The sequence below is a fragment of the Nocardioides dubius genome (assembly GCF_039528155.1).
Classification (GTDB): Bacteria; Actinomycetota; Actinomycetes; order Propionibacteriales; family Nocardioidaceae; genus Nocardioides; species Nocardioides dubius.
The window spans coordinates 138,726-149,979 of sequence record NZ_BAAALG010000017.1 but is presented as its reverse complement, the minus strand read 5'-3'; the positions used below and the strand labels follow the sequence as shown (position 1 = coordinate 149,979).

Annotated in this window: 12 protein-coding genes; 6 read left to right on the top strand and 6 right to left on the bottom strand. The window is 71.0% G+C overall.

Going from position 1 to position 11,254, the window contains the following annotated elements; all coding sequences use genetic code 11:
• Positions 1–13 precede the first annotated feature (13 nt).
• Complete coding sequence (gene leuD / locus ABD151_RS20590) at positions 14–601, bottom strand: 3-isopropylmalate dehydratase small subunit (protein WP_343996736.1); 588 nt, start codon at positions 599–601, stop codon at positions 14–16.
• Between the two features lie 14 nt (positions 602–615).
• Positions 616–2,028, bottom strand: a complete 1,413-nt coding sequence (gene leuC / locus ABD151_RS20585; protein ID WP_343996735.1) for a 3-isopropylmalate dehydratase large subunit — start codon at positions 2,026–2,028, stop codon at positions 616–618.
• 100 nt (positions 2,029–2,128) lie between these two features.
• Between leuC and ABD151_RS20580 the strand changes: the two genes are divergently transcribed.
• On the top strand, positions 2,129–2,851 hold the full coding sequence (locus ABD151_RS20580; RefSeq protein WP_343996734.1) for an IclR family transcriptional regulator: 723 nt from the start codon (positions 2,129–2,131) through the stop codon (positions 2,849–2,851).
• A gap of 67 nt (positions 2,852–2,918) precedes the next feature.
• Positions 2,919–3,314, top strand: coding sequence for a hypothetical protein (locus ABD151_RS20575; protein ID WP_343996733.1), 396 nt, complete (start codon positions 2,919–2,921; stop codon positions 3,312–3,314).
• A 7-nt stretch (positions 3,315–3,321) separates the two neighbouring features.
• Here ABD151_RS20575 and ABD151_RS20570 read toward each other — a convergent pair whose 3' ends face one another.
• The 4 genes from ABD151_RS20570 to ABD151_RS20555 are packed head-to-tail and all read right to left on the bottom strand — an operon-like array spanning position 3,322 to position 7,654.
• On the bottom strand, positions 3,322–3,801 hold the full coding sequence (locus ABD151_RS20570) for a methylated-DNA--[protein]-cysteine S-methyltransferase (RefSeq protein ID WP_343996732.1): 480 nt from the start codon (positions 3,799–3,801) through the stop codon (positions 3,322–3,324).
• Positions 3,785–5,326, bottom strand: a complete 1,542-nt coding sequence (locus tag ABD151_RS20565) for a DNA-3-methyladenine glycosylase 2 family protein (RefSeq protein ID WP_343996731.1) — start codon at positions 5,324–5,326, stop codon at positions 3,785–3,787. The genes ABD151_RS20570 and ABD151_RS20565 overlap by 17 nt, the downstream gene beginning before the upstream one ends.
• Positions 5,327–5,375: 49 nt before the next feature.
• A complete protein-coding gene (locus tag ABD151_RS20560; protein ID WP_343996730.1) occupies positions 5,376–6,053 on the bottom strand; it encodes a response regulator in 678 nt (225 codons plus the stop codon).
• Between the two features lie 2 nt (positions 6,054–6,055).
• Positions 6,056–7,654 carry a sensor histidine kinase gene (locus ABD151_RS20555; RefSeq protein WP_343996729.1) on the bottom strand — a complete coding sequence of 533 codons (1,599 nt, stop codon included), beginning with the start codon at positions 7,652–7,654 and terminating at the stop codon, positions 6,056–6,058.
• A gap of 130 nt (positions 7,655–7,784) precedes the next feature.
• Here ABD151_RS20555 and ABD151_RS20550 point away from each other — a divergent pair, with 130 nt between their 5' ends.
• From ABD151_RS20550 to ABD151_RS20535, 4 genes are read left to right on the top strand one after another with little or no spacing between them, the layout of a single operon-like run.
• Positions 7,785–8,789 carry a Bug family tripartite tricarboxylate transporter substrate binding protein gene (locus ABD151_RS20550; protein ID WP_343996727.1) on the top strand — a complete coding sequence of 335 codons (1,005 nt, stop codon included), beginning with the start codon at positions 7,785–7,787 and terminating at the stop codon, positions 8,787–8,789.
• Positions 8,786–9,319 carry a tripartite tricarboxylate transporter TctB family protein gene (locus tag ABD151_RS20545; RefSeq protein WP_343996725.1) on the top strand — a complete coding sequence of 178 codons (534 nt, stop codon included), beginning with the start codon at positions 8,786–8,788 and terminating at the stop codon, positions 9,317–9,319. Before ABD151_RS20550 ends, ABD151_RS20545 begins: the two co-directional genes overlap by 4 nt.
• Positions 9,319–10,830, top strand: a complete 1,512-nt coding sequence (locus ABD151_RS20540; RefSeq protein WP_343996723.1) for a tripartite tricarboxylate transporter permease — start codon at positions 9,319–9,321, stop codon at positions 10,828–10,830. The genes ABD151_RS20545 and ABD151_RS20540 overlap by 1 nt, the downstream gene beginning before the upstream one ends.
• Positions 10,827–11,219, top strand: a complete 393-nt coding sequence (locus ABD151_RS20535) for a universal stress protein (protein ID WP_343996722.1) — start codon at positions 10,827–10,829, stop codon at positions 11,217–11,219. The genes ABD151_RS20540 and ABD151_RS20535 overlap by 4 nt, the downstream gene beginning before the upstream one ends.
• Positions 11,220–11,254 lie beyond the last annotated feature (35 nt).

The following is an 11,254-nucleotide window of genomic DNA, read 5'->3' as shown; positions in this document are numbered from 1 at the left end:
TGCTAGCGACACGTCACAGCGTGGCGGCCTTCCAACTCGGCCGCGAGGCCTCGAACGCCGCGATGTCTGCCTCGTGGGACAACGTGATGCCGATGTCGTCGAGGCCGTTCAGCAGACGCCAGCGGACGTACTCGTCGATCTCGAACGCGACCGAGAGGTCACCCGCGGTGATCGTCAGGCCCTCGAGGTCGACGGTGATCTCGGAGCCGGGGGTGGCCTCCAGGTACTCCCACAGCGAGACCACGACGTCCTCGTCGAGCTGCACGGTGAGCAGGCCCGCCTTGCCCGAGTTGCCACGGAAGATGTCACCGAAGCGCGGCGAGATGACGACCTTGAAGCCGTAGTTCTGCAGCGCCCAGACAGCGTGCTCGCGCGAGGAGCCGGTGCCGAAGTTCGGGCCGGCGACCAGCACGGTGCCCGCGGCGTAGGCGTCCTGGTTCAGCACGAACTCCGGGTCGTTGCGCCAGGCCGCGAAGAGGCCGTCCTCGAAGCCGGTCCGGGTGACCCGCTTGAGGTACTCGGCCGGGATGATCTGGTCGGTGTCGACGTCACTGCGGCGCAGCGGAACGCCGGCACCGGTGTGGGTGGTGAACTTCTCCATCGTTCTCTCTCCGTTCAGACCGTGGCCGGCGCGAGGTCGGCAGGCGAGGACAGGGTGCCGCGGATCGCGGTGGCCGCGGCCACCGGAACCGACACCAGGTGGGTGCGGCCGCCCTTGCCCTGGCGACCTTCGAAGTTGCGGTTCGAGGTGGACGCGCTGCGCTCACCGGGCGCCAGGGTGTCCGGGTTCATGCCCAGGCACATCGAGCAGCCCGCGCCGCGCCACTCGGCACCGGCGGCGAGGAAGACCTTGTCCAGCCCCTCGGCCTCGGCCTGCAGCCGGACCCGGGCGGAGCCGGGAACGATCAGCATCCGGGTGCCCTCGGCGACCTTGTGGCCCTCGAGGATCTCGGCGGCGAGGCGCAGGTCCTCGATCCGGCCGTTGGTGCACGAGCCCACGAAGACGGTGTCGATGGCGATCTCACGCAGCGGCGTGCCGGCGGTCAGTCCCATGTAGGCAAGGGCGTTCTCGGCCGCGGTGCGCTCGATGGCGTCGTCGAAGTCGCTCGGCGCGGGGACCGTGTCGCCCAGGGCAGCACCCTGGCCGGGGTTGGTTCCCCAGGTCACCCACGGGGTGACGTCGGCCGCGTCGATCACGACCTCCTTGTCGAAGACCGCGTCCTCGTCGGTGACGTACGTCTTCCAGTGTGCGAGGGCAGCGTCCCACTCCGCCCCCTTGGGCGACTCGGGCTTGTCCTTGAGGTAGGCGAACGTGGTCTCGTCAGGCGCGATCATGCCCGCCTTGGCGCCCCACTCGATGCTCATGTTGCAGACCGTCATCCGGGCCTCCATCGACAGGGCGCGGATCGCCTCGCCGCGGTACTCCACGATGTAGCCCATGCCGGCACCGGTGCCGACCTTGGTGATGATGTGCAGGATGAGGTCCTTGGCGGTGACGCCCTCGGACAAGGTGCCGTTCACGGTGACGGCGAAGGTCTTCGGCTTGGCCTGCGGCAGGGTCTGAGTGGCCAGCACGTGCTCCACCTCGGAGGTGCCGATGCCGTGCGCGATCGCACCGAAGGCGCCGTGGGTCGCGGTGTGCGAGTCGCCGCAGACGATGGTCATGCCCGGCTGGGTCAGGCCCAGCTGCGGACCGACCACGTGCACGATGCCCTGCTCGATGTCGCCGAGCGGGTGGATCCGGACGCCGAACTCCTCGCAGTTCTTGCGCAGCGTCTCGATCTGGGTGCGGCTCACCGGGTCGGCGATCGGCTTGTCCCAGTCGAGGGTCGGGACGTTGTGGTCCTCGGTGGCCAGGGTCAGGTCCGGACGGCGCACCGTGCGGTCGGCCAGGCGGAGACCGTCGAAGGCCTGCGGGGAGGTGACCTCGTGGATCAGGTGGAGGTCGATGAAGAGCAGGTCGGGCTCGCCTTCCGCACTCCGGACGACGTGCTCGTCCCACACCTTCTCGGAAAGAGTCTTGCCCATGGCTTCCTCCACTGGGTTCGTAACGGTCTTTCTCCGACCCTGAGCTGGCGGCCTGATGTCAGGCCTTGCATTCCACGATCTGAGACGGCAGTATTGCCATATGGACAACTCTAGCGGAGTCGGCGTTCTCGACAAAGCGGCACTCGTACTTGCCGCCCTCGAGGCCGGCCCGGCCACGCTCGCCGGCCTGGTCGCCGGTACCGGGCTGGCTCGCCCCACCGCCCACCGGCTCGCCGTGGCCCTGGAGCACCACCGTCTGGTGGCGCGCGACATGCAGGGCCGCTTCGTGCTGGGCCCGCGTCTCTCCGAGCTCTCCGCGGCCGCCGGCGAGGACCGCCTGCTGGCAGCCGCGGGCCCGGTGCTCGCCCGGCTGCGCGACATCACCGGCGAGTCCGCGCAGCTGTGGCGCCGCCAGGGCGAGCACCGCGTCTGCGTAGCCGCCGCCGAGCGCCCGAGCGGTCTGCGCGACACGATCCCGGTCGGCTCCCAGTTGACCATGCGCGCCGGCTCCGCCGCCCAGGTGCTGCTCGCGTGGGAGGACCCGGAGCGGATGCACCGCGGCCTGCAGAACGCGGCGTACTCGGCAACGGCACTCTCCGGAATCCGTCGCCGCGGCTGGGCCCAGTCCGTCGGCGAGCGCGAGCAGGGCGTCGCCTCGGTCTCCGCGCCGGTCCGCTCCCCCAGCGGCAAGATCATCGCCGCCGTCTCCGTCTCCGGGCCCCTCGAGCGGCTGTCGCGTCAGCCCGGCCGGATGCACGCTCCCGCGGTGATGGCCGCCGCCGAGCGTCTCTCCGAGTCGCTCCGGCGCGCGGCTGCTGAGTAGCCGTACTCAGCCGGGCCCAGGTAGCACAGCGGTGGCGCGGTCGCTCCGTCCACGATGGACTGGAGGCATGTCACGCCTTCTCTACCTGGTCCCGGTCCGCGTCCTCGCCGCAGTTGCGGTCACCGCTGTGTTCAGTCTCGTCTGGCGGATGGGGCCTGACGACGGTGGCGCGAACATCGGTGCCGGACTGCTGCTCTTCGCCACGATCTGGGCGGGCTGCCTGGTCTGGAGCCTCTTCGACGCCCGCCGTCACGGATTCGCGATCTCGTTGACCGCCTGGTCGATCGTCGCGCTGGTGATCGGCGCCGGATTCCCGTTCAGCATCGCCCTGATCGACGGCGAGTGGGACTCCGAGATCCTGCGCACCGACCTGGCGGTCTTCATCCCGATGATGTTGTTCAGCATGGTTCCGCTGGCTGCGGTCGGTGCCGCCGTCGGCCAGGCCACGCGCAAGCAGGCCTAGCGGCCTCTCAGAACAGGCCCTCGGCCTCGGACTCCAGGTCCAGCAGGGTCTGCTTGCGTGTCATCCCTCCGGCATAGCCGGTCAAGGAGCCGTTCGCGCCGATCACCCGATGGCACGGGATCACGATCGGGATCGGGTTGCGGCCATTGGCCGTTCCCACCGCGCGCGAGGCCGCATTCGTCTGGCCGAGCCGGTGCGCGATCTCCCCGTAGGAGGCGGTCACGCCCCACGGGATCAGCTGCAGCTGCTCCCAGACCCGTTGCTGGTAGGCGGTCCCCTGCGGCGCCAGCGGCAGGCTGAACTCCTTGAGCTCCCCGCGGAAGTAGGCGCTCAGCTGGCTCACCGCCTCTGCGAGCACGGCGTCCTCGTCGGCCTGCTCCCCGATCTCGGCGTCCACCTTGAACGGGGAGAACTCGATCGCGGTGATGGCACCGTCGTCGGCCACCACGCGAAGGTCGCCGATCGGCGACTCAATGACCGTCCACATGGTCAATGATCCTCTCAGTTGACGTGGCGGCCGGATCGGCGCGCCATCTCCACAGGTGCATCAGGGCGTACGAGCGCCACGGCCGCCAACCGGCGGCGGTCTCCTCCACCGCACCGGCCGCGACGCCGAGCTCGGCCAACGCCTGGCGGATCACCAGGTCACCGGGCAGGAAGACGTCCGGGTCGCCGAGCGCTCGCAGCGCGATGTAGTCGGCCGTCCAGGGCCCGATCCCGCGCAGCGCGAGGAGTCTGCGCCGAACCTCCGCACGCGCCTCACCGCGATCGAGCACCACCTCGCCGTCCGCCAGAGCTGCCGCGAGTGCGACCAAGGCACGGCCCCGCGAGGCCGGCATCGGCAGCGTCGCCGGGTCGAGCCCGGCCAGGGTGTCCGGCGTCGGGAAGAGGTGGGTGATCTGCTCGATCTGGCTCACCGCCAAGGGCTTGCCGTAGGCGGCCGCCAGCCGGGCTGCCTGGGTGCGCGCGGCGGCGACGCTGACCTGCTGGCCCAGGACGGCCCGGACCGCGACCTCGGCGCCGTCCACGTGGCCGGGCACCCGGAGTCCGGGAGCCGCTGCCACCAAGGGCGCCAGGCGGCCGTCGGCCGCCAATGCGTCGTCGACCGCCATCGGATCGCAGTCCGCGTCGAGCAGCCGGCGCACCCGCTCGACGGCGGCACCGGTGTCGCGCACGTCGGTCAGCCACAGCGTCAACGGCACCTGGGCCGTGGCGGCCGGCGCCGGCTCGTCGCGCAGGTGGATCCTGACCAGGGCAGGACCGTAAGGCAGGTCCAGCGACCGTGCGTAGCTGCCGCCACCGGAGTCCGACGGCTCGGCGACCTCCAGGCCGGGCACGGCGCGTGCCGCCAGGAACTCCCACAGCCGGGCCCCGGCGAAGGGCGTGCGCACCGGCACCGCGACGTCGATCTGGCCGCGCGTCGCAGTCGGGCGCGCAGCCGATCTCGTCAGCCGCCTCCGGCCCCGCAGCTCCGACGGCGAAGTCGCGTAGACCTCGCGCACCGTGTCGTTGAACTGCCGGATGCTGCCGAAGCCGCTGGCATGCGCGATCTCGCTCATCGTCAGCGTCGTGGTCTCGATCAGCACCCGAGCGGTCTGCACCCGCTGGGCGCGGGCCAGCGCGAGCGGACCAGCCCCCAGCTCGGCGGTGAGCACGCGTCCGAGATGCCGCGAGGTGTAGCCGAGTCGTGCGGCCAGCCCCTCGACCCCGTCACGGTCGACGACGCCGTCGGCGATCAGTCGCATGGCACGTCCGGCCAGATCGGCGTCCACGTCCCACTGCGGGCTGCCGGGCGTGGCGTCGGGAAGGCAGCGCTTGCAGGCCCGGTACCCGGCCGCCTGGGCGGCTGCCGCGGTGGGATGGAAGGTGACGTTCTCCGGTGCCGGGGTGCGTGCCGGGCAGGAGGGCCGGCAGTAGATGCCGGTGGTGCGCACTGCCGTGAAGAAGCGACCGTCGAAGCGACGGTCGCGGCTCTTGACTGCCCGGTAGCAGGCCTCGGCATCGGTGAACATGCCTTCATCCTGCCTCGCCTCAACGCGTGTTCCTAGCGGGAATCGGACCTCACCGCAGGCGGTATCTCCGCTCGGGGCGCCCGGCGCCGCCGTACTTGAGATGCACCTCCACCTGCCGCCGCTCGATCAGGTGCTCCAGGTAGCGCCGCGCCGAGACCCGCGAGATGCCGACCGCCTCGGCGCACTCGCTCGCCGACAGCTCTCCGCCGGGGGCCGCCTGCAACGCGCTCTGCACCGTGGCGAGCGTGGGCCCGCTCAACCCCTTGGGCAGCGCTTGGGCGCCACGAGCCGGGCCCGCCGCGAAGACGGCATCGATCGCGTCCTGCTGGGGCGCGACGTCGGCCAGCATCCGGGCCTGCTCGGCGTAGCGCTCCATCCGCACCCGCAGGTCGTCGAACTCGAACGGCTTGACGAGGTAATGGGCCGCGCCCGCCGCAGCAGCCGCCCGCACGGTCTCCGCCTCGCGCGCCGCCGTCACCATCAGCACCCCGACGTCGTCGCCCTCGCCGCGCAGCCGGCGCAGCACCTCGATGCCGGTGATGTCGGGAAGGTGCACGTCCAGCAGCACCAGGTCCGGGCGCAGCTCGGCGATCCGGGCCAGCGCCTCCGCCCCGCTGCCGGCCGAGCCGACCACCGTGAAGCCCTCCATCCGGTCCACGAAGCGGGTATGGATGGAGACCACCATGAAGTCGTCGTCGACGATCAGGACCCGCAACTCGGCAGACACCCTCACTCACTCCTCGGCATGGTCGGCAGCGCCGCGGTGAAGACGGCGCCTGCCTGATTGTGCACCGAGACATGGCCGCCCCGGCGTGCGCAGATCACCTGCACCAGCGCCAGGCCGACGCCGCGACCACTCGCGTCGCTGGGCTTGGTGCTCCAGCCCCGGCGGAAGATCTCCGGCGCGAGGTCCGGGTCCACGCCGGCGCCGGTGTCGGCCACCTGGACGGCGACCGCGCCGTCGTCGACCCGCAGCCGGACGTCGATCCGCGGACCGCCCGCGGAGACGGTCGCATCGACCGCGTTGTCGACCAGGTTGCCGAGCACCGTGCCGACGTCGGCGGACAGGTCCGGGTCCAGCGCCGGCAGGTCGGTGTCCGCGGCCAGCGCGATCTCCACGCCACGCTCGGCAGCCAGGCTCATCTTGGCGACGAGCAGGGCGGCCACCGCCGGGTCGTGCACCACCGCGGTGACCCGCTCGTTGATCTCCGCGCGACGCCGGGTGATGGTCCCGATGATCGCGCTCACCTCCTCGTACTCCTCCAGCTGCACCAGCCCCGAGATGATGTGCAGCTGGTTGTTGAACTCGTGGGTCTGCGCCCGCAACGTCTCGGTGATCGACTCACGCGCGGTCAGCTCGCTCTGCATCGCCAGCAGGTCGGTGCGGTCCCGCAGCGTGGTGACGGCGCCGACGACGCGGCCGGCGTGCCGCACCCGGTTGCGGTTGGCGACCAGCGCCCGGTCGCCGACCACCAGCACCCGGTCCCGGACGTCGGCATCGCCGAGCAGCAGCTCGCGCACCTCCTCGCTCACCGCGAGGTCGTCGACCGTGGCACCCTCGCCGTCGGTCGTCCCCAACGCGAGCAGGGCCCGGGCGCTGTCGTTGAGCACGGTGATCGTGCCGTCGGCACCGACGGCGACGACGCCCTCACGCACGGCATGCAGCAGCGCCTCACGCTGGTCGGCCAGGGCCGCGATGTCGGCCGGCTCCAGCCCGCGCGTGCGCCGCTTGACCAGGCGGGCCAGCAGCCAGGATCCGGCCACGCCGATCGCCAGACCCGAGCCCAGGAAGGTGATCAGGTCGGGCAGCAGCTCCCCGGCCCGCTCCCCCAACGTCGGGTAGGCAGCGACGACGACCGCCACGGCGACCTGCTGCGGCGGCTGTGCTCCACCGGCGGATCCGGCCGGCGTGCCGGTGTCGAAGATCGGCACCATCGCCGCGATCGAGCGCTGCCCGGCGAGGGTGATGTCCCCGGACCAGGAACGCTGTGAGTCGAGGTTGCGGATCTCGTCGTCGAGAGGTCTGTCCACGGCCTGGGCCTCCGAGCTCACCAGCACCGTGCCGTCGAGATCGGCGAGGTAGACGACGGTGGCATCCGCGCGGCGGCGGAACTGCTCGGCGTAGGCGGTCAGCGAGGCGAGCACCGGACGGCGTGCGATCTGGGCCCGCACGACGTCCAGGTTGGCCAGGTCCTGGGCGATCGCCCCCAGCGGCGCGGCCCGTTGCGCCCGGAAGTCGGCGTCACTCTGGCGCAGCGAGACGACGCTGGCCACGGCCAGCACCACGAGCAGCACGATCACCTGCAGCAGCAGGATCTGTCCTGCCATGGTGAGCCGCATCCGAGGCGACCGCGGTGACCACAAGTTCCACAACCTCCTTTGGTTTCCCAACGGTGACGCGCGCCACACCATCGTCGCATCATCGACCGACGACATTTCCCACCACCCAGGAGTTGCCATGCGCGTCAGCGCCAGTGTCCGACGGCGTACCCGATGGGTCGCCGCCGCGCTGGGGGTCTGCCTGCTCACGGTCAGCGTCACCGGCTGCGGCGTCACCCGCGGGGACCCCAGCAAGGACCTGACCATGTTGATCCCGAACAGCCCCGGCGGCGGCTACGACCAGACCGGACGAGCCGCGGTCGCCGTGATGGAGGCCGAGGACATCACCGGCGGGACCTTCGAGGTCACCAACATCATGGGGGCCGGCGGCTCGGTCGCACTGACCCGGCTGATGAACGCCGAGGGCGACGACAACACCCTGATGACCGTCGGCCTGGGCGTGGTCGGCTCCTCGTACTCGTTCGCCCTCCCGCACAAGCTGCAGGACGCGACTCCGCTGGCCCAGCTGATCGAGGACCAGGAGGGCATCCTGGTCCCGGCCGACTCGCCGTTCAAGACGATCGACGACTTCGTCGAGGCCTGGCAGCGTGACCCGGGCAAGATCCCGGTCGGCGGCGGCTCGTCGCCGGGCGGCCCGGACCACCTGTTCCCGATGCAGCTCGCCAGCACCGTCGGCGTCGACCCGCGCGATGTGCTCTACGTCCCCTACGACGGCGGCGGCCCGCTCACCAGCGCCCTGCTGGGGCACAAGATCGACGTCGGGTTCTCCGGGCTGGGCGAGTTCGAGGGCCAGATCGAGGCGGGCGAGCTGCGCGTGCTGGCGGTCTCCGGCGGCGAGCGGATGACCGGCTTCGCCAAGGAGTTCCCCACCCTCACCGAGTCGGGCATCGACCTGGTCTTCACCAACTGGCGTGGGGTGATGGCACCTCCCGGCATCTCCGAGGAGCGCCGCGAGGAGCTGATCGCCTACCTGCGGGAGATGCATGCGAGCCCCGAGTGGCAGCAGGCGCTCGAGGACAACAAGTGGATCGATGCCTTCAGCACCGGCGACGAGTTCGGTGACTTCTTGGCGGAGCAGGACGCCCGGGTCTCGCAGACCCTCGAGGAATTGGGATTGCTATGAGTGACATCTCCTCCGTCGACTCCCCCGGGGTCGACACCGACGAGGCCGGCCAGCCGGCGGACAAGGCCCAGTACGGCCTTGCCGCGGCGCTCGTCCTGATCGGCGGCTACACGCTCTACGACGCCAGCACCCTGCGTGTCGGCTTCGGGGACCCGGTCGGTCCCCGCGCCTTCCCGTACGCGATCGGCGGTGTGATGGTGGTGCTCGGCATCCTGCTCGCCGTCGCCACCGCGCGTGGGGACCGGGGCGAGGCCGAGGGCGGCGAGGACATCGACCTCGGCCAGCGCGCCGACTGGCTGACCGTGCTCAAGCTGGTCGGTGTCCTGGTCTTCACCATCGCCACCATCGACTGGCTCGGCTGGGCGATCACCGGAGCGGTCCTCTTCGCCGGTGCCGCCTGGGCGCTCGGCAGCCGCACCCTGATCCGTGACGTGCTGGTCGGTGCCGTGCTCTCGGTGGCGAGCTGGTACGCCTTCTACTCGGGCCTGGGCATCGCGCTCTCGCCCGGCATCCTCGACGGGATCCTGTGATGGAGAGCCTCGACCTGCTGCTCGGCGGCCTGGGTGCCGCGCTCACCCCGGAGAACCTGCTCTACGCGGCGATCGGCGTCATCCTCGGCACCTTCGTCGGCGTCCTGCCCGGGATCGGGCCCGCGATGGCGGTGGCCCTGCTGCTTCCGGTGACCTTCGGGCTCAACCCGACCCAGTCGTTCATCATGTTCGCCGGCATCTACTACGGCGGCATGTACGGCGGATCGACGACCTCGATCCTGTTGAACACCCCCGGTGAGTCGTCGTCGGTGATGACCGCGATCGAGGGCAACAAGATGGCGAAGCGGGGCCGTGCCGCCCAGGCGCTGGCCACCGCGGCGATCGGCTCCTTCATCGCCGGCACCATCGGCACCCTGCTGGTCGCCTTCTTCGCGCCCACGCTCGCCGACATCGGCGTCGACATCGGCGCCCCGTCCTACTTCGCGATCATCGTGCTCTCGATGGTGCTGGTCACCTCGGTGCTCGGCTCCTCCAAGCTCCGCGGCTTCATCTCGCTCTTCCTGGGCCTCACCATCGGGCTGGTCGGGCTCGACCTCAACACCGGCCAGCCGCGCCTCGACTTCGACCAGCCGCTTCTCGCCGACCGGCTCGACATCGTGGTGGTGGCGGTCGGCATCTTCGCCCTCGGCGAGGCTCTGTGGGTCGCCGCGCATCTGCGCCGCCGTCCGCTGGAGATCATCCCCGTCGGCCAGCCCTGGATGGGCAAGGAGGACTGGAGGCGCTCCTGGAAGCCGTGGCTGCGCGGGACCGCGATCGGCTTCCCGTTCGGGGCGGTCCCGGCCGGCGGTGCCGAGACCCCGACCTTCCTCTCCTACATCGCGGAGCGACGGCTGGCCAAGGACGGCAGCGAGTTCGGGGAGGGCGCGATCGAGGGCGTAGCCGGCCCGGAGGCCGCGAACAACGCATCGGCGGCCGGCACCTTCGTGCCCCTGCTGGCGATGGGCATCCCGGTCACCGCCACCTCCGCGGTGATGCTGGCGGCGCTGACCAGCTACGGCATCCAGCCCGGACCGCAGCTGATGGACACCCAGTCCGACCTGGTCTGGACGCTGCTGGCCAGCCTGCTGATCGGCAATGCACTGCTGCTGGTCCTCAACCTGCCGCTGGCACCGGTGTGGGCCAAGCTGCTGAGCATCCCGCGTCCGCAGCTGTACGCCGGCATCCTCTTCTTCGCATCCCTCGGCGCGTACGCGGCCAACCTGCAGGCGTTCGACGTCTTCCTGCTGCTGGTCTTCGGCCTGCTGGGGTTGGCGATGCGGCGCTTCGGGCTGCCGGTCCTGCCGCTGATCCTCGGCGTGATCCTGGGGCCGCTCGGCGAGACCCGGTTCCGCGAGGCGCTGACCATCTCCGGCGGTGAGGTCTCCGGCCTCTTCGACGAGACGCTCGCCGTGATCCTCTATGTGATCGCCCTGCTGGCGATCCTGATCCCGCAGGTGCTCGGCCTGATCCGCCGGTCCCGCACGAACGAGAAGGAGCTGGTGAGCCGATGAGCACGATCGTGGTGGCCTACTCCCCCGACGAGTACGGTCAGGTGGCGCTGGCCCGCGCCGTCGAGGAGGCACGACTGCGCGACGCCGGCCTGTTGGTGGTCAACGGAACGCGCGGCGACGCCCTGGTCGACGAGCACTTCGCCCATGCCGACCAGCTGGCCGAGATCGAGCAGGCCCTGGCCACGACGGGGCTGCCGTTCGAGGTCCGCCAGACCTTCGGCGCCGACGTCGGCGATCAGGTGATCGAGGCGGCCGCGAGCAGCGGCGCCGAGCTGATCGTGATCGGCGTGCGACGCCGGACCCCGGTCGGCAAGCTGCTGATGGGCAGCGTCTCGCAACGGGTGATCCTCGGCGCGGAGTGCGCGGTGCTCGCGGTCAAGCCCGACTGAGCACGACCAGCCTCGACGGCGATGCGGAGCGACCC